The organism is Streptomyces stoeckheimensis (assembly GCF_045822005.1).
GTDB lineage: Bacteria > Actinomycetota > Actinomycetes > Streptomycetales > Streptomycetaceae > Streptomyces > Streptomyces stoeckheimensis.
In genome coordinates, this window is the sequence record NZ_CP169550.1 from 1,295,104 (window position 1) to 1,311,856 (window position 16,753).

16 protein-coding genes are annotated in these 16,753 nt (G+C 72.8%); 6 read left to right on the forward strand and 10 right to left on the reverse strand.

Annotation, left to right across the window (positions count from 1 at the left end):
* Positions 1 to 312: 312 nt before the first annotated feature.
* Entirely contained in the window at positions 313 to 1,392 is a 1,080-nt protein-coding gene (locus ACE1OC_RS06095) for an alpha/beta hydrolase (RefSeq protein ID WP_407836093.1), read from the forward strand.
* Here ACE1OC_RS06095 and ACE1OC_RS06100 read toward each other — a convergent pair.
* A complete protein-coding gene (locus tag ACE1OC_RS06100) occupies positions 1,369 to 2,670 on the reverse strand; it encodes a cytochrome P450 family protein (protein WP_407836094.1) in 1,302 nt (433 codons plus the stop codon). The genes ACE1OC_RS06095 and ACE1OC_RS06100 overlap by 24 nt on opposite strands.
* 144 nt (positions 2,671 to 2,814) lie before the next feature.
* On the opposite strand from ACE1OC_RS06100, the gene ACE1OC_RS06105 reads away from it, so the two are divergent.
* Positions 2,815 to 3,738, forward strand: coding sequence for an SDR family oxidoreductase (locus tag ACE1OC_RS06105; RefSeq protein ID WP_407836095.1), 924 nt, complete (start codon positions 2,815 to 2,817; stop codon positions 3,736 to 3,738).
* Positions 3,739 to 3,768: 30 nt separating this feature from the next.
* Here the strand turns inward: ACE1OC_RS06105 and ACE1OC_RS06110 are convergent, their stop codons facing one another.
* Positions 3,769 to 4,539 carry a TetR/AcrR family transcriptional regulator C-terminal domain-containing protein gene (locus tag ACE1OC_RS06110; RefSeq protein ID WP_407836096.1) on the reverse strand — a complete coding sequence of 257 codons (771 nt, stop codon included), beginning with the start codon at positions 4,537 to 4,539 and terminating at the stop codon, positions 3,769 to 3,771.
* Positions 4,540 to 4,645: 106 nt separating this feature from the next.
* Between ACE1OC_RS06110 and ACE1OC_RS06115 the strand changes: the two genes are divergently transcribed.
* Positions 4,646 to 5,041 carry a VOC family protein gene (locus tag ACE1OC_RS06115; RefSeq protein WP_407836097.1) on the forward strand — a complete coding sequence of 132 codons (396 nt, stop codon included), beginning with the start codon at positions 4,646 to 4,648 and terminating at the stop codon, positions 5,039 to 5,041.
* Positions 5,042 to 5,106: 65 nt separating this feature from the next.
* Here ACE1OC_RS06115 and ACE1OC_RS06120 read toward each other — a convergent pair whose 3' ends face one another.
* The 3 genes from ACE1OC_RS06120 to ACE1OC_RS06130 all read right to left on the reverse strand — a co-directional run bounded on the left by ACE1OC_RS06120 (position 5,107) and on the right by ACE1OC_RS06130 (position 8,817).
* The gene (locus ACE1OC_RS06120) at positions 5,107 to 6,174 is read right to left on the reverse strand and encodes an enoyl-CoA hydratase/isomerase family protein (protein WP_407841487.1); all 1,068 of its coding nucleotides are present in this window, start codon (positions 6,172 to 6,174) and stop codon (positions 5,107 to 5,109) included.
* 34 nt (positions 6,175 to 6,208) lie between these two features.
* Positions 6,209 to 7,981, reverse strand: coding sequence for an FAD-dependent monooxygenase (locus ACE1OC_RS06125; RefSeq protein ID WP_407836098.1), 1,773 nt, complete (start codon positions 7,979 to 7,981; stop codon positions 6,209 to 6,211).
* Between the two features lie 83 nt (positions 7,982 to 8,064).
* A complete protein-coding gene (locus ACE1OC_RS06130) occupies positions 8,065 to 8,817 on the reverse strand; it encodes an AraC family transcriptional regulator (protein ID WP_351372162.1) in 753 nt (250 codons plus the stop codon).
* 63 nt (positions 8,818 to 8,880) lie between these two features.
* Between ACE1OC_RS06130 and ACE1OC_RS06135 the strand changes: the two genes are divergently transcribed.
* Positions 8,881 to 10,080 carry an MFS transporter gene (locus ACE1OC_RS06135; protein ID WP_407841488.1) on the forward strand — a complete coding sequence of 400 codons (1,200 nt, stop codon included), beginning with the start codon at positions 8,881 to 8,883 and terminating at the stop codon, positions 10,078 to 10,080.
* Here ACE1OC_RS06135 and ACE1OC_RS06140 read toward each other — a convergent pair.
* The 5 genes from ACE1OC_RS06140 to ACE1OC_RS06160 are packed head-to-tail and all read right to left on the reverse strand — an operon-like array spanning position 10,061 to position 15,037.
* Entirely contained in the window at positions 10,061 to 10,651 is a 591-nt protein-coding gene (locus ACE1OC_RS06140; RefSeq protein ID WP_407836099.1) for a DUF6434 domain-containing protein, read from the reverse strand. The genes ACE1OC_RS06135 and ACE1OC_RS06140 overlap by 20 nt on opposite strands.
* A gap of 41 nt (positions 10,652 to 10,692) precedes the next feature.
* On the reverse strand, positions 10,693 to 12,039 hold the full coding sequence (locus ACE1OC_RS06145) for a TfuA-like protein (RefSeq protein WP_407836100.1): 1,347 nt from the start codon (positions 12,037 to 12,039) through the stop codon (positions 10,693 to 10,695).
* 44 nt (positions 12,040 to 12,083) lie between these two features.
* On the reverse strand, positions 12,084 to 13,262 hold the full coding sequence (locus ACE1OC_RS06150) for a YcaO-like family protein (protein ID WP_407836101.1): 1,179 nt from the start codon (positions 13,260 to 13,262) through the stop codon (positions 12,084 to 12,086).
* Between the two features lie 19 nt (positions 13,263 to 13,281).
* Positions 13,282 to 14,091: an ABC transporter permease gene (locus tag ACE1OC_RS06155; protein ID WP_266962028.1), complete on the reverse strand. Its 810-nt coding sequence runs from the start codon at positions 14,089 to 14,091 to the stop codon at positions 13,282 to 13,284.
* Positions 14,092 to 14,095: 4 nt separating this feature from the next.
* Positions 14,096 to 15,037, reverse strand: coding sequence for an ABC transporter ATP-binding protein (locus tag ACE1OC_RS06160; RefSeq protein ID WP_407836103.1), 942 nt, complete (start codon positions 15,035 to 15,037; stop codon positions 14,096 to 14,098).
* Between the two features lie 359 nt (positions 15,038 to 15,396).
* Here ACE1OC_RS06160 and ACE1OC_RS06165 point away from each other — a divergent pair, with 359 nt between their 5' ends.
* Both ACE1OC_RS06165 and ACE1OC_RS06170 read left to right on the forward strand, forming a co-directional pair.
* Positions 15,397 to 16,230, forward strand: a complete 834-nt coding sequence (locus tag ACE1OC_RS06165; protein ID WP_407836104.1) for a hypothetical protein — start codon at positions 15,397 to 15,399, stop codon at positions 16,228 to 16,230.
* 39 nt (positions 16,231 to 16,269) lie between these two features.
* Complete coding sequence (locus tag ACE1OC_RS06170; protein WP_382972823.1) at positions 16,270 to 16,749, forward strand: aroma-sacti cluster domain-containing protein; 480 nt, start codon at positions 16,270 to 16,272, stop codon at positions 16,747 to 16,749.
* Positions 16,750 to 16,753: the final 4 nt, after the last annotated feature.

Consider the following 16,753-nt stretch of genomic DNA (forward strand, 5'->3'; position numbering starts at 1 on the left):
AGGCCACGACCCGTGAGGTCTCACGGCCCGCAGGCCCGGCATCCGCACCGCACGTCCACCCGGGACTTCGTGAACGCATTCACAAAATTCGGCAACGGGCGAAGGCGCACGTCATGACCACTCCTGCGGCACGGGACGAAGGACCCCTTCGCGCACACCTTCGACTCGGTAGCCGGCGCCGGCCGGCTTGACGCGATGCCACCCCCGGGTTCGACACGATGCGCGCCGCCCGCTCCCCCGGGCGGTGCACATCGTAGATTTGGCGTAATGTCCGGAATTCTCCGATTCCGTCGCACGTCAGGAGCCGGCGCAGTGGAGCTGACCAGTACGTCGTTCCTCGTCACGCTGATCGTCGTCACCGGGCTCGCGATGCTCGCCGCGCTGCTCCTGTGGAACCGGATCCCCGGCCCAGGCTGGGTGCGCTGGCCGGCCCGGCTGCTGATGATCGGCCTGTGCCAGCTCACCGCCATCTGCGTGGTGGCGACCTGGATCAACGGGAGCTACGGCCTCTACTCCTCGTGGGACGACCTGCTGGGCACCGACGCCGGACAGAACGACTCCGCCATGACCGGGCCGCCGCTCGGGCGGGCCAAGTTCACCCTCGGCGGCGACGGCACCCGCACCACGTACTTCCGCGGCTCCCACTCCAAGCTCGCCGGCCAGGTGATCGTGTGGACTCCCCCGGAGTACGACGCACCGGGCGCGGAGAAGACCCGGTTCCCCGTGCTGATGCTGCTGCACGGCTATCCGGGCTCGCCCCGGTCCTGGCTCGACATCGGCGACATGCCCGGCGCGCTGGAGCAGCTCGTCCAGCTCGGCGCGGCGCACCCCTTCATCCTGGTGATCCCCGACCTGTACCCCGGAGGCGTGAACACCGACTGCACGAACACCCCGCAGCGCAAGGTGGCCAGCTGGCTCGCGGAGGACGTGCCGGACCTGGTCGCCAAGAACTTCCGCACGCTCCCCGAGCCCAAGGGCTGGGGGCTGATGGGCATCTCCACCGGGGCCTTCTGCGCGGCCAAGCTCCCGCTCCAGTACCCGAAGGCGTTCCGGGCGGGCGCGGCCCTGGACCCGGATCCGCTGACGGGCGACCCGGACGTGCTGTCCGATCCGGTGCTGCGCGAGCGCAACAGCCCGATGTGGCTGGTGCAGCAGGCGAAGCGCGACAAGAACACGGACGTCGGGCTGTTCCTGGCCACCTCGGCGCAGGACAAGGACAGCCCGCCGCAGCAGCTGACCGAGTTCACCGAGGCGGCCCGGAACTCCGGGGTACGGGTCAAGACCCTGGTCCGCCCTCAGGGCGGGCACAACTTCCAAACCTGGATCGCCATGTACCCGGACGCACTGGGGTGGCTCAGTACGGAGATCTCACCGCCGTCCGAAGCCCCGTAGGCGGACCGGCAGCGACTCGACGCTGTTGCCTATGAAGCTGCGCTGGTGCGGGAGTTCCGCCTCGGGGACGGCCAGGTCCAGGTCCGGGAAGCGGGCGAAGAGGGCTTCCAGCGCGATGGTGGCCTCCAGCCGGGCCAGCGGGGCTCCGACGCAGTAGTGGGCGCCGTGTCCGAAGGAGAGGTTGCGGGCGGCGGTGGGGCAGGTCAGGTCGAAGCGGTCGGCGTCCGGGCCGTGGAAGGCCTCGTCGCGGCCGGCCGCCGTGTAGCCGGCGAGGACCGGGGTGCCCTGCGGGATCACGGTCCCGTCGATGGTCAGATCGCGGGTCGGGTAGCGGAACGGGAACCAGCTGACCGGGCCGTCGAAGCGCAGGGTCTCGTCGACCACGTCCGACCACGTGGCCTTCCCCTCCAGGACCAGCGCGAGCTGGTCTCGGTGGGTGCACAGGGCGCGTACGGCGTTGCTGATCAGGTTGAGCGTGGTCTCGTGGCCCGCGACCAGCATCAGCCGCATGGTGCCGGTGAGTTCGGCTTCGCTGAGCCGGTCGCCGTCGTCGTCCCGGGCGGCGATCAGCGCGCTCGTCAGGTCCTCGCCCGGATCGGCCCGGCGGGTGGCGGCGATGGTGCCGATCAGCTCGATGAGCTCGCGCACGGCCGCCATGACCTCGGCCGGGGTGGTGTCGGTGGCGATGACGGCGGTGTTGGTCAGCTCGTGCAGCCGCCCCCGGTGTTCGGGGTCCACGCCGAGGAGTTCGCAGATCACGCTCATCGGGAGCGGGAGCGCGACGTGCGTGCGCAGGTCCGCCACTCCGTCCGGGGAGGCCTCCGCCGCCCGCTCCAGGTCGGCCAGCAGCGCGGCCGTCAGTTCCGCGATGCGGGGACGCAGCCGCTCCACCTGCCGGACGGTGAAGGCGTTGCCCACCAGGGAGCGCAGCCGGCGGTGGTCGGCGTCGTCGGCGGTGTGCATGCCCTGGGCGTTGGCGAAGACGCGCAGCGGCCAGTCCGCGGCGATGGTGCCGTCGTGCAGGGCCGGGAAGTGCCGGGCGGACTTGGCCACATCGGGGTGGGCGAGGAACTCCTTCAGCGCCTCGTGACCGAGGACGACCGCGCCGGGGACCCCGCCGGGAAGCACCACCTCGGCCACGGCGCCCCGGGCGCGCAGCCGGGCGTTGAGGGCGTGCGGGCAGCCGCCCGCGGGGTCGATGACGTGCGGGAGCGCGGCCGCGGACGGGAGCGTGGACGGGGGCGTCGGCTCGGATGCCTGCGCGGGGTCGGTGGACAAGCCTGTCTCCTGACAATACGAACGGATCTCGGCCAACAGTGCGGCCTCGGGGGCCGGTTGTTCAAGGCCGCACCCGCCCGTCTCACGAATCCGCAGGCGCGCCGCACGGGCCCCGCCGCGCCCTGGCGTCGTAGGGTCAGGGCCATGGCGCAGGTACGGCGGACTCTCGAAGGCAAGGTGGCCCTGGTGGCCGGGGCGACCCGCGGCGCGGGCCGGGGCATCGCGGTCGCCTTGGGGGCCCAGGGCGCGACGGTGTACGTGAGCGGGCGCAGTACGCGCGGCAGGCGCTCGGAGTACGACCGGCCCGAGACGATCGAGGAGACGGCCGAGCTGGTCACGGCGGCGGGCGGGCGAGGAATCGCGGTGGTCGCGGACCACTTGGTGCCCGAGCAGGTCGAGGCGCTGGTCGCGCGGATCGACTCCGAGCAGGGCCGGCTCGACGTGCTGGTGAACGACATCTGGGGCGGCGAGCGGCTCTTCGAGTGGGAGAGCACGGTCTGGGAGCACGACCTGGACAAGGGACTGCGGCTGCTGCGGCTGGCCGTGGAGACCCACGCGGTGACCAGCCACTACGCGCTCCCGCTGCTGCTGCGCCGGCCGGGTGGGCTGGTGGTGGAGATGACGGACGGCACGGCGGAGTACAACGCGAGCCGCTACCGGGTCTCCTTCTTCTACGACATCGCCAAGTCGGCGGTGCTGCGCATGGCGTTCGCCCTCGGACACGAGGTGGGACCGCGCGGAGCGACGGCGGTGGCCCTGACCCCGGGCTGGCTCCGGTCGGAGATGATGCTCGACGCCTTCGGTGTCACCGAGGCGAATTGGCGGGACGCGCTGAAGACGGTCCCGCACTTCGGCATCTCGGAGACCCCGCTCTACGTCGGCCGCGCGGTCGCCGCCCTCGCCGCCGACCCGGATCTGTCCCGCTGGAACGGGCAGTCGCTCTCCAGCGGGCAGCTCGCCCGGGTCTACGGCTTCACGGACGTGGACGGCAGCCGGCCGGACGCCTGGCGGTACATGGTCGAGGTGCAGGACCCCGACCTCCCGGCCGACCCCACCGGTTACCGGTAGGGCGCACCTCGGCCCCGCTCCAGGCCCCGGTCAGCCCCGCTCCAGCAGCCGCGCGATCCCGTCCAGGACGCAGCGCAGGCCGAAGTCCCATACGGTCTCGGGGCTGTACCCGCCGACCGCGCTGCCGACCCGCCCGGCGAGGGGGTAGCGCTCGGGGTCCATGGCCCGTTCCAGCAGCGGGGCGCTGAGCTCCCACCACTCCTGGTCGCTCTGGCGGGCGTTGTGCGCGGCGGTGTCGGCGGCGGCCAGGGCCTGCGCGTGGACGAAGCCGAGGAGATGGGTCAGGGCGGCGTCCATCTCCACGTCGGTGAGGCCGATGCCCTCGAAGGCCGCGAGCTCGCACTCGTACTTGCCGATCACTCCGGGGCCCAGCGGGGGCCGGGTGACGGACACCTCGCCCATCCACGGGTGCCGCAGGTACAGCGTGCGGTTGTCCTCGGCGACGCGTGCGACCTTCTCCCGCCAGGAGTCCTCCGGGCCCGGCGCGCCGCGCTCCATGGCCAGGTACGCGGCGTCCAGCATCAGGTCGAGCAGCTCGGCCTTGCCGGGGACGTAGGTGTAGAGGGTCATGGGGGTCACCCCCAGCCGCTGGGCCAGCGCCCGCATCGTCAGGGCGGCCAGCCCGGACCCGCCGTCCCGCCCCGCCTCGTCGGCGAGTGCGATCGCACCGTCGACGACGGCGTCGACGGTCAGCCCCTGACGGGGCCCGCGCCGCCCGCTGGGCGCTCCCTGCCCCGGCTCGCGCCACAGCAGCTCCAACGTGCGGACGGGGTCGCCCGCGCCGCTCCGGTCCGTGGTCACTCCCGACCCCTTCCCGCCGCCTTCCGGCAGCCCGCTCATTTAACTTTCTACGCTGTATAGAATACTGTGTATAATGAAATTCCGAGCCACGACACCAGGAGGACCCATGCGGATCACCGACACCGCCATCTGCCTCACCGTCGAGGACACCACCACCTCATCCGCCTTCCTGACCAGGCATTTCGGATTCAAGGAAACGATGGCCGCCGACGGCTTCGCTTCCCTCTCCCACCCCGACGGCCCGAACGTGATCTTCGTACGGCGCGGCCTGGAGGTGCTTCCCGAGGAGCTCCGCGAGCAGCACGCCGCCGGAGTGCTCCTCGCGTTCACCGTGGCCGACCTGCCCGCCGAGTACGAGCGGCTGCGCGCCGAGGGCGTCCCGATCGTCATGGAGCCGCGCGTGGAGCCCTGGGGCGAGCGGGTGTTCCTGGTGGCCGACCCCAACGGAGTCGTCATCGAGCTGGTCGACTGGGTGGAGACCCCGACCGACCCGGCTCCCTGATCCGTACCGGGCACGGCAACCCGCCCCGGCAACCCCGCCCCCGGCGCCCACGCCCCGGGGCGGGTTCACCCCGCGGCGATCCCGGGGCCGCCCCCGGTGAGCGGGGCGAAGAAGCGGGCCACGTCCTGCTCGGTGACCTCGCCGAGGGTGGCCGGGGACCAGCGCGGGCTGCGGTCCTTGTCGACGACCTGCGCCCGGATGCCCTCCACCAGGTCGGGGGAGGTCAGCGCATTGCAGGAGACCCGGAACTCCTGTTCCAGCACCGGCTCCAGCGCCCCGAGCGCGGCGGCCCGGTGCACGGCCTCCAGGGTCACCTTGAGGGCGGTCGGGGACTTGGCGAGGATCGTCTCGGCGGCCTCCTTCGCCTCCGGGTCCCCGTATCCGAGCAGCCGGTCCACGATCTCCTCGACGGTGCCGGCGGCGTAGCAGTGGTCGATCCAGCCCCGCCCTTCGGCCAGGGCCGCCGGCCCGGCGTCGGCGGCGTACCGGCCCAGCACCTCCCGGACCGGCGCCCCGGCGAGCTCGGCGGTCAGCGCCGGCAGCCGGTCGGCGGGTACGAAGTGGTCGGCGAGCCCGCACAGCAGCGCGTCGGCGGCGCCCACCGCGGAGCCGGTGAGGGCGAGATGCGTGCCGAGCAGGCCGGGGGCGCGGGCCAGCAGGTGGGTGCCGCCGACGTCCGGGACGAAGCCGATGCCGGTTTCGGGCATGGCGACGCGGGAGCGCTCGGTGACCACGCGGACGCTGCCGTGGGCGGACACGCCGACTCCGCCGCCCATCACGATGCCGTCCATGAGGGCGACGTAGGGCTTGGGATAGCGGGCGATGTGCGCGTTGAGCCGGTACTCGTCGCGCCAGAAGGCTGCCGAAGCGCGCGTCCCGGCCTTCGCGTCGTCGTGGATGGCCCGGATGTCCCCGCCCGCGCACAGCCCCCGGTCACCCGCGCCGCGGATGAGCACCTGCTCCACGCCCGGATCCCGCTCCCAGCCGGTCAGGGCCTCGGCGATGCGGAGCACCATGGGGTGGGTGAGGGCGTTGAGGGCCCTGGGCCGGTTGAGGGTGATCACCCCGGTGCGGCCTTCGACGGCGCACAGGACGGTGTCGGCGGTGTCGGCGGCTGCGGTGTCGGCTTCGATCTTCACGCCGTCCAGTATGGAGGGCGCGGGTGTCCTACGGGGTGGACAGCAAGGCGACGTAACCGGACAGGGCTGCGGCCGTGCCGGACAGCGGGAAACGGGCGCCGAGGTACCCGTCCGGGCGTACGAGGAATCCGGTCGGGCCGTCGGCGCCGTACAGCCGGGCGAACTCGCCGGCGGCGTCCCGGTATCCGGGGACGGGGGCGGGGAGGCCGGCGGACGCGTCGAGTGCGGCCTCACGGGCGAGGACGACCACGGTGCGCGGGCCGGTGGCGCCGTCCGCGGAACCACCCTCCGCACCGCCCTCCGCACGCCCCTCCTCCGCGACCTCCGCAAGCGCCGGGCCCGCGGCCCGGGCCTGCTCGGCGGCCTCGGCCAGGGCAGCGCCGTCATCCCCGTACAGGAGCACCACGTGGCCGGCCCGGCCGCGCAGGACGTCGAGCAGCCGTGCGGGGTAAGCGGCGAGGGGCAGGGTCAACCCGCTGCAGTCCGGGGCCCGTTCACCGGGCTGCGGTGCGTCCTCCGGGCCGAACGGCGTGCCGGCGAGCGGTCCGTCGCGGTAGCCGACGAGCAGTTGGGCCTCGCGGAGCAGCACGGTCCGCAGATCGTCCGGCTCCTTGTCGATGCCCTGGGTCGCGTGCCGCACGGTCCGGCCGACGACCTCCTCGCCGACGGGGCGGCGCTCGGCGTCGTAGCTCGCGAGCAGGTGGGGGCCGCCCGCTCCCCGGAGCGCGAGTGCGAGCTTCCAGGCCAGGTTGCAGGCGTCCTGGATCCCGGTGTTCATGCCCTGGGCGCCGGTGGGCGGGTGGATGTGGGCGGCGTCGCCCGCGACGAAGACGCGCCCGTCGCCGTACCGGTCGACGATGCGGTGGCTGATGCGGAACACGGAGGACCAGCGCATCCCGGAGACCGTGGCCGGGGCCGGGGCGAGCCGGTCGACGACGGCCTGGATGTGGGAGAGCTCGGGAACCCGGCCCCCTTCCAGCCCGTGCAGCACGCCGTCGCCCGCTCCGGGGCCCCCGGCCGAGCCCCCTGCCGGTCCGCCGGCCGGCTGTGCGGAGAGTTCGGGCGGGACCAGCATCGACATGCGGTAGCGGCCCCGGCCGGGGAGCGGGATGCACACCAGCACGTCGTCCGTGGACCCGTCGACGCCCTGGTGCATGGACCGCAGGCCGTACCCCTCGGGCAGGTCCCAGTCGCTCACGACGTCGGCCAGCATGTACTCCTCGGCGAAGGCCCCGCCCTCGTAGGAGAGTCCCAGCCCCTTGCGCACGGTGCTGTGCGCTCCGTCGCAGCCGATGAGGTAGCGGGTGCGCAGCTCCTCCTCGCCGCCGGACGGGGTGCGCAGGAGGCTGGTGACGCCCCCGGCGGACCCGCCGCCCCTTGCGGCCCCGTCCCCGTCCTGGGTGAACGACAGCAGTTCGGTGCCGCGTTCGATGACGGTGCCCAGCGCCGCGAGGTGCTCCTCGAGGATCCGCTCGGTCTCGTACTGCGGCAACGCGGCGAACCGGTAGGGCACTTCAGGAGGAAGCATGAGCTCGATCCGGGCCTGTTCGGTGCCGTTGACGTAGATCAGCTGACCGCGCAGGGGCACGGCGGTCTCGATGACGGTGCGGGCCAGGCCCATCCGGTCCCAGATCTCCAGCGTGCGCGGCTGGATGCCCACCGCCTTCGCGTACGGCAGCCGGGCCGGCAACCGGTCGACGAGGCGGCAGCTCGCGCCGTGCCGGCGCAGTTCCGCCGCCGCGCTGAGGCCGACCGGACCGGCGCCCACGATCAGTACGTCGGTCATCGGGGTGTGCGCCATGGGTTCCTCCCGATCGCCCTACCCCGAACCGGTTCCCTGCCTCCATGCTGACCCGGTGTGGCGCGGACGGCCAGACGAGCCGGTCAGCCCTCCTTGGCGTGCGCGCCCGGGGTGTGCCCGAAGGCACGCCGGAACACGTCGATGAACGCGCTCGCCGAGGACCAGCCGCAGCGGTGCGCGACCGCGGTCACGGGGGTGTCCACCGCCAGCAGCCGCAGCGCGTGGTGCAGCCGCAGCTGGGTCCGCCACTGGGGGAAGGTCATGCCCAGCTCGGCGCGGAACAGCCGGCTCAGGGTCCGCTCCCCCGCCCCGGCCCCGGCCTGCGCGGAGAGTTCCGCCAGTCCGCGCGCATCGGCGGGATCGGCGTACAGCAGCGCGCACACCGCGGCCAGCCGGGGATCGGAGGGAGCGGGCAGGTGCAGCGGCTGGAGCGGCGAGGCCCGCAGCTGGTCGAGCAGCACCGCCAGCATCCGGCGCCGCTCGGCACTGCCGTCCTGCGGGGCCCGGGTATAGGCCAGGATCAGCTCGCGCAGCAGGGGGCCGACGGCGAGCACGGCCGGGGCGGAGAGCGAGAGCGGGTTGAGGTGCGTGGGCAGGCCCACGCAGTGCAGGTCGACACGGCCGAAGGCCCGATGCTCGTGCACGGTCCCGGCGGGGATCCACAGGGCGCGGGTGGTGGGCGCCACCCAGGTGCCGGCGTCGGTGGTGACGGACAGCACGCCGGAACCGGCGTAACAGATCTGGTGGTCGTCGTGGCGGTGCGGATCGATGCCGTGGTGGGTGTCGAGCTCGCGGATGCTCGTCGCTGCGCGCGGGGTGTGGCGGATTTTCTGCATCACCCGGCAATTTATCGGAAGCGGGACGCCCCCGGCGAGAGCGATTCTCGACCGGTGACCTCCATGAGACCGCCCCTGCCCCTGCCCTCCCGGCTCCGTACGGCCGCCTTCTCCGCGGGCCACTCCTGCGTGGACGTCTACCAGGGCGCCGTCGCCGCGCTCGTGCCCTTCCTTGTCTCCGAGCGCTCGTACGGCTACGCCGCCGCGTCCGGCATCGTGCTGGCCGCCTCGCTGCTCTCCTCCGTGGTCCAGCCGCTGTTCGGTGCGCTCACCGACCGGTGGCCGATGCCCTGGCTGATCCCGCTGGCCACGGCCGCCGCGGGGCTGGGCGTGGCCCTGGTCGGACTCGACGCGGGGTACGCGGCCACCCTCGCCGCCGTCGCCCTGTCCGGGCTGGGCGTCGCCGCGTACCACCCGGCGGCGGCCCGGCTGGTCCGTACGGTGGGAGGCCCCGGGCACGGCGCGATGAGCTGGTTCGCGCTCGGCGGCAACATCGGCTTCGCGTGCGCCCCGCTGCTGGTGGTCGGCGCGCTGGCGCTGCCGGGGCCGGCGGGGTGGTGGCTGCTGGCCGCCCCGGCGGCGCTGGGCGTGTTCCTGAACAGGCCGCCGTCCGCGAAGCGTTCGGCTGCGGACGGGGCGGCCTCAGGTCCGGCTCCGGCCGCGTCCCGGCGCCCCCGCGACGACTGGCGGGCCTTCCTGCGGCTCTCTCTGGTGGTCGTCGTGCGCTCGGTCGTCTTCACCGGCCTGAGCACCTTCATCGCGCTGTACGTCCGCGAGCGCGGCGGCGGCGAAACCGCCGGCGCCGTCGCCCTGTTCGCCCTCTTCGCCGGGAGCGCCGGCGGCACCCTCCTCGGCGGCCGGCTGGCCGCCCGCTGGGGCCGTGTCACCACCGTCCACCGTGCCTACGCGGCCGTGGTGCCGGCCGTCGCGGGCATCCTCTTCCTGCCGCTGCCGCTGGTGTACGTCTGCTCGGCGCTGGCCGCCACCGCACTGTACGTGCCGTTCTCCCTCCAGGTCACCCTTGGCCAGGACTACCTGCCGACCCGCATGGGCACGGCGAGCGGGGTCACCCTGGGCCTGACCGTCAGCGTGGGCGGTCTCGCGAGCCCCCTGATCGGCGCGGCGGCCGACGCGGCCTCCCTGCGGACGGCCCTGCTCCCGCTGGCCGTGCTCCCGCTGCTGGCCTGGGCCCTGGCCCGGCGGCTGCCGGAGCCCGCGGAGCCCGACCCCGCGGAGCCGGCGCTCACTGCGGCCCGGGGCTGACGGCGCCCTCCCGGGGGCTGGAGCGGTGGGCCCGCCAGGCGGCCAGGGCCTGCGGGCGGGTGCCCTCGGGGTGGCGGGCGTGCCAGTCCCGGAGGAACCGGTTCAGCTCGAACTGGGCACCGATCTCCCGGGGTTGAGCCGCCTGAGCCCGGGTGGCGTGCCAGTGGGCGACCGCCTCGGCGAGGGTGCGTCCCGCGCCCTGGGCGACGTAATCCCGCATGAAGGCGTCGAAGTGGAAGCCGGGCCCGATCTCCCGGACGAAGTACTCCCGCAGTACCTGGCTGCACCGCTGCCCCGGCGGGATCACGCTGGTCCCGTCCACGGGCGCGGCCAGCTGCCGGCCCGCACCGCGGGCGGGCCGGGAGCCGGCCGGAGCCTGTACCGGGGCCGGAAGCCCGTCCAGCGCGGCGGCGATCCGCGCCGTGACCGCCGCCTTCCCGCCTCCGACGGGAAGGCCCATCCGGCGCGCCAGCGCGGTGAGTTCGGCCAGCGTCCAGTACCAGCGGGCCAGCTCCGCCCCGGTCAGCTCGGGACTCGGAGCGGGCCGCACTTCACCTTCATTCGTACTCACGTTCCCATCCTAGACGCCTCACCGCCCCGGCCCGCCCACGGTCAACGGACCCCGGCGTTGCGACGCTCACGGCCGCGCAGGACGTCGAGGGCGAAGAACCTCGTGACCGCCCCGCCCAGCCCGTCGGGGCCGGAGAACCCGCGGCGGGCCATTTCGACGTCCGGTGAGGTGCCGCGCCCCTGCCAGTGGCGCAGGAAGAGCTTCGCGCACATCGGCGGCGGCGGGACCACCAGCCTGGGCCTGGTCTCCTCGGCAGCCTCGTCGGCCCGGACGACGAGAGCGCACCACTCCTCCCAGCGCTCGGATTCCCGCAGGCGCGCCAGGACCGCCGGCCGCCAGTCCACCGACTGCCATACGGGCCACACCCGCACCATGAGGAGCCGGATCCGGTCGGCGGCGGGGAGCCCGTCCCGCTCCTCCTCCGTGAACCAGCGGGCGAGGGAGTCCGGTAGCTGCGAACGGCCGTCGAGCCCGAGCTTGGCCCGTGCGTACGCTTCGAGCGTCATGCCCCGGGCCCCGGCGAGCTCCTCCAGCAGACCGGTCAGCACCTCCTCGTGCAGCGCGGGGTAGCCCTCGTCGAACAGCCGGGCGGCGTCCAGTACGTCGAGGTCCGACATCCACCGGCCGGGAGCGTGCTCCCGGCGGGTCCGGCGGACCAGGGCCTGGGTCCGGCTGATGCCGGTGAAGGGCACTTCGGGCGCGACCGGACCGGGGGTCACCGCGCCCCGGCTCGCGATCGCGCGCAGCGCCGCCATCGCGTCGAGCCGTTTGAGGTCCCACACGCCCGAGGCGATCATCTCCTCCAGCGTCCCCAGGGATTCGTGGTCCTCCTCGTCCAGCGCCCGCTCGACGTCCTTCCAGCCGCGGTGGGTGAAGGGAAGCGCCGCGGCCGCCGCCACGATCCGCCGTCCGGCGTCGGGCGCGATCAGCTCGGTCTCGGCGCCCTCCTTACAGCCGTAGCGGAGGTTCACCAGGGCCACGGTCTGCGCCGGGTACCCCATCTCGGCCGGGCCGTGCAGGACCCCCACCTCGTCGTCCCCGTCGATCTCGCCGGAGGCGTACATGGTGAAGACGGTGCCGAGGCCCCGCATGCCGCACGGGGCGAGCTCCGCGGCCCGCAGCGCGCCCATGCTCGCGGCGCCGATCACCTCCGCGCCCTCGGTGAGCACCTGGAGGATCTCCTTGTGGCCGACGGAGCGCCGTTCCCGGAAGTAGCCGTCGACGACCACGACCACGTCTCCCGGGTGCCACTGGTCGGCGAGGAGGTCGCCCCGCCCTGCGGGCGGGCGCACCTCCGCCTCCGGGAGCACCGCGTGGACGTCGGCGGCCGAGAGGGTCGGCCCCGCGTAGACGATCACCCTGGACCCGTTCAGGCTGTGCGCGTTCACGCTGTGCCCATTCACACTGCGCCCACTCACACTGTGCCCATTCACTACAGCACCTCCGGGCATACGCGGCTCCCCGGAGCCACGACCTTGACGACCGGGACCCCGATCTCCTCGCGCGTCAGGTCGACGAGGAGGGGCGGATGGGAGAAGGCGGCGGCCGCCCGGCGCACCACGTGCGCGAGGGCGCCGGCCAGACTGTCGTGCGGGACGGGCTCCTCCACGAGGCCCTTGATGTCGGCGGCCGCCGGGCCGGACCGCGCGCTCCGCAGCCGGCCGGCGTCCACCTGACCGAAGTCGTCCCGGAGGTCGTCCCGGGCCCCCGAGATGTACGCGAGCCTGGCCTGTGCCGCTTCGGAGACGGCACGGGTGAGGGCGATCTCCGGGCTGAGGTGGCAGCCGAAGCCGAACATCGGCGCCGGGTACTCCTCGCTCGCCACCCAGGACAGGAAGCACGGCAGGCCGGTGGGCGACGGAACGAGGCGGACCTCCAGGGTGACGTCGGCCCGTTCGATCAGCGTGCACAGCTCGTCGGCCACCGGCGACCCGAGGGAGCGCGGGTCGACGCGTACGCCCATCTCCCCGCCCCCGGTGACCGCGGCCGTCATCGCGTCGCGCTCGATGACCTCGCAGAGGGCGTGCAGAGCGGCTTCGATGCGGGTGTTCCCGCTGGCCAGGCCGTTCGTCGACTCGAAGAACACCGGCGGGTTCCAGTCGGTGTGCTCCTCCAGCGTCAGCCGGACCACGTTCACGGGAACGAGGGTGCGCGCTCCGTCGACCAGGGATCGGGCCGCCACCCAGTCCAGCGGCAGCCCGTCGTGCAGCAGGCTCGGCGCGGAGGGCGCCAATGCGCCCACCTCGTAGCCCAGTTGTGTACGGAGCTTGCGGGGCGTGGCGGTCAGCGCGGGCAGGGCCGGCTGTTCCACGTGCCAGGTCTCGACCGATTCCATCACCGCCGAGAGCCTGGCCAGTTCGGGTGTCATCCCCTTGCCCTGGGAGACGGCGAGCGTTCTGGAGAGAGGCCGGATCGCCTGGTAGGTCGGGATGCCGATGGAGTCGAGCCGGGTGATGTCGGCGACCCGGGTGACGCCGACCTTCGCGGCCGCGCGGGTCGCCATGTCCCAAGTGGCCTTGGGTGGTTGGGCCCGGTGCGTGCCCGGCAGGCGGTGTACGGAGCGGTCCGCCGGTGTGGCGAGCCAGGCCAGGGGTGCGTCATCGGTCTGCACGGTGGGGAGCTCCTGCGGGTCAGAGGTTCCGGGTGCGCCGCAACAGCGCCCGGCCGGCGACGAAGTTGGCGACGATCGCGACGACGGCGAGCACCACCAGGGAGGGCCAGGCCTTGCCCAGGCCGAAGATCGCGGCGTCGCGCATCCCCGTGACGGCGTACGACACCGGGTTCACGGTCGAGATCCACCGCAGCACCGTGGGGAGCTGCTGGGAGGTGGACAGCGACGGCGCGGCGAAGACGAGGACGGGCACCGACACGCTGGTGAGCACCATGAAGGTGCGGTAGTCGCTGATGAGGACGGCCGCCGCGAGGTACAGCCCGTTGAAGGCCACCGACGAGAGCACCAGGGCCAGCAGCAGCCAGATCCAGTGGGACGCGTGGAACGGGTAGTCGAAGATGATCGCGGCGACGGCCAGGGCCAGCAGGCTCTGGGCCAGCACGAGCGAGACCCCGGCCAGCAGCTTGCCGGCCAGGAAGCGCGACCGGCGCAGCGGCCAGCTCCAGAGCTGGGTCGACACCCCGCTCATCTCCTCCTGGAACATCGCCATGCCCGTCGTCCCGGAGGCGCTGACCACCGACATGGCCAGCACCATGGGGAGGAGGAAGACGGCGAAGGGGAGGGTTTCGCCGCGGTAGGTGATGTTCCCGACGACGTTGCCCAGCGAGGTGTTCACCAGGAGCAGGTACACGAGCATGGGGGTCAGACCGAGGATGAGGTTGACCCTGTTGCGGGCGAGGAGCGCGTACTCGCGGTAGAACACGGCGGTGAAGTCCGCCGGCTTGCCCGACGCGACCGGTGCGGTGGTCTTGAATCCCAGGTCGGCCACGGTGTCAGCCCTCGTTCCCGGTCATGCGCAGGAAGACCTGCTCCAGCGAGTCGGTGACGGTGGAGATTCCGGAGATCGCGACTCCGGAGTCGTGGCAGTGCCGGGACAGTTGCGGCAGCACGTCCCGGACCTGCGCGTTCTCGATGCGCACCTCGGCGTCCTGGACCGTCGCGGCCAGTCCGGCCGCGGCCGCCCATTCCTTGACGACCTTGGCGCCGACCGCGTCGTCGACGCTGACCAGCAGGTGCGCTCCCCCGAACTCCTTGACGAGCTCGCTCGGTTGGGCGAACCGGACCACCTTGCCCTGGTTGATGACCAGGACCCGCTGGGCGTTGCGCTCCAGTTCCTGGATGATGTGGCTGGTCCAGATCACGGTCATGCCGTACTCCTCGCGCAGCCACCGGACGAAGCGCTCGATCTGGTGCCGGCCGGCCACGTCCAGCCCGGCCGAGGGCTCGTCGAGGATGAGGAGTTCGGGGATGGTCAGCAGGGCCCGTACGAGCTGCAGCCGCTGACGCTGCCCGCCGGAGAGCTGGAAGACGAGCCGGGACAGGTGGTCGGCCAGGCCGAGGTACTCGGCCACCTCCATCGCCCAGGGGCGGGTGGTGCGCCAGGACAGTCCCTTGAAGCGGGTGGCGATCAGCAGGTTGTCCAGGGCCGAGAGCATCTCGTCATAGGGGGCGGACTGGTGCATCGCGCCGATGCCGGTCTTGGCGGCGACCGGGTCGCGGGCCGGGTCCACGCCGAACACCCGGATCCGCCCGGTGGTGGGCGGGGTGACGCCGCAGATCATCTTCATCAGGGTGGTCTTTCCGGCACCGTTGGGTCCCAGCAGCCCGATGGTCTCGCCTTTGGCGATGTCGAATGAAATTCGGTCGACTGCCGGCGTCTCTTTCCCGCGATAACGCTTGGTCAGTTCCTCGGCGTTCACCACACCATTCGCCACGGTCCGCCCTCCAGAATGTGATCGATGTTCCTCTTGGTGTTTCTCCGGACGGTGCTCTCCGGACGGTGTTCTCCGGCTTGGCCGGTCGAGTTGCTGCGGCTGGACGTTACGCCCGCGGGACGGCACGGAAGCGGCCGCTGCCCAAGTTGCCTTGAAGCTGCCTCCGTTCTGCCGCCTCCCGCGCCGTCCCCGTTGGCTAGCATGCGCAGATGAGCCGTTCAGGACAGGCGGAAGACCGTGACGGCCAATCCGTTGTGGTTCTGGTGAATTGCGCGGGCGGTCGTGAATTGGAGGTCGTTCGCGATGCTTTGACGGGCCCTCTGGAAACTCCGGCGATATTGATCCGGCAGGACGAACTCATGTCCACGCCCCTGGCTCTGGACGTGGACTCCGGTCTGCTGGACGTGTCCGGGCGCCGGGTCAGACCGGCCGTGGTGTGGGTACGGCACGGTTCGGCCTGTGCGCTGATGGCGCAGGCGAGGCCCGCCGGTTCGATGAATCCGCTGCGGGCCGAGTCCTGGTCCGGGTTCCTCCGTCAGGTGGCGGCCACGGCGGACGCCGCACTGCCCGGCGGCACGGTCGTCGGGCCGGGCCAGCTGGCGCAGGCGCGCCGGCTGGGCGTGCGCACGCCCCGTACGGTCGTCACCAATGACGTGCCGGCGGGGGCGCGGGAGGTCGGGGCGCCGACCCTCGTGGTCAAGACTCCGGACTTCCGGCTGTTCGAGCCGGACCGGCGCAACTGGAAGGCCGCCCTGCCCTCGGTCGTGGGCCTGGAGGCGGTGGAACAGGGCCCCGGACCGGCCCCGGGCGTCGCGGGAGAGCGCCCGGTCGTGGTCCAGGAGTACGTGCCGCACGCACGCGAGCTGCGCGTCTACCACCTCGACGGCGGGATCTGCGCCTTCGAGGTCCGCAAGCCCGATCCGTCGAGCCCCATGACGGATCCCGACAGCGTCACCGTGACACGCGTCGACTGCCCGCCCCCCGCGGCCGAGGCGGTGCGCACCCTGTGCACCGCCTGGAACCTGCGCTACGGGGCGTTCGACCTGCTCGTGTCCGACACCGGGGAGGCGGTGTTCCTGGAGGCCAACCCGGACGGGGACTGGCTCTGGTTCGAACGCAAGGCGCGCTGGCACGGCGTCTCGTTCATGGCCGCCGTCATGGTCCGCGAGTTGTTCGTACGCAGTACGTCCTGAGGGAGAGCGTCGTGAGGAGAGCGTCGTGAGGAGAGCGTCGTGGAGCTCTCGCCGGTGACGGCGATACGGGGTACGGCGATACGGGGTGCCGAGATCTCCAGCCGGGGCCTGGTGCTGGTGGCCCTGGTGGCGCGGGGTCATACGACCGACCGCGTGGCCCGTGCGCTGCGCCTGAGCAGGCACACGGTGGGCGAGGAGATCAGCGTCCTGCTCGACCGGTTCAACTGCAGGAACAGGGCTGAGCTGGTGGCCTACTGCTATGTCCACCGGCTCCTGCCGATCGATGTCTGGCCGCCGCCGTGCGGCCCCGTGAAAGGGGTGGGTGACGTGTTCGACCCTCTGACCGCTCTGCGCGAGGCCGGGCTTCCGGTCGACCAGTTGAGCACCGCGCAGCGCGAGGTGCTGGCGGGCCTGACCGAGGAGGAGACGTCGGTCGTCGTATCGGTGCAGCTGCGGCTGGTCGAGGCGGATTCCGGTGCGGATGCCGAGGTGTGGGCGCACGACCTGAAGCTGCTCTGAGCGC

Coding starts and splice junctions, on each gene's coding strand:
- ACE1OC_RS06105 (WP_407836095.1), top strand. CDS start 2,815: ATGGCGCAGGTACGGCGGACTCTCGAAGGCAAGGTGGCCCTGGTGGCC.
- ACE1OC_RS06115 (WP_407836097.1), top strand. CDS start 4,646: ATGCGGATCACCGACACCGCCATCTGCCTCACCGTCGAGGACACCACC.
- ACE1OC_RS06125 (WP_407836098.1), bottom strand. CDS start 7,981: ATGGCGCACACCCCGATGACCGACGTACTGATCGTGGGCGCCGGTCCG.
- ACE1OC_RS06130 (WP_351372162.1), bottom strand. CDS start 8,817: ATGCAGAAAATCCGCCACACCCCGCGCGCAGCGACGAGCATCCGCGAG.
- ACE1OC_RS06135 (WP_407841488.1), top strand. CDS start 8,881: ATGAGACCGCCCCTGCCCCTGCCCTCCCGGCTCCGTACGGCCGCCTTC.
- ACE1OC_RS06165 (WP_407836104.1), top strand. CDS start 15,397: ATGTCCACGCCCCTGGCTCTGGACGTGGACTCCGGTCTGCTGGACGTG.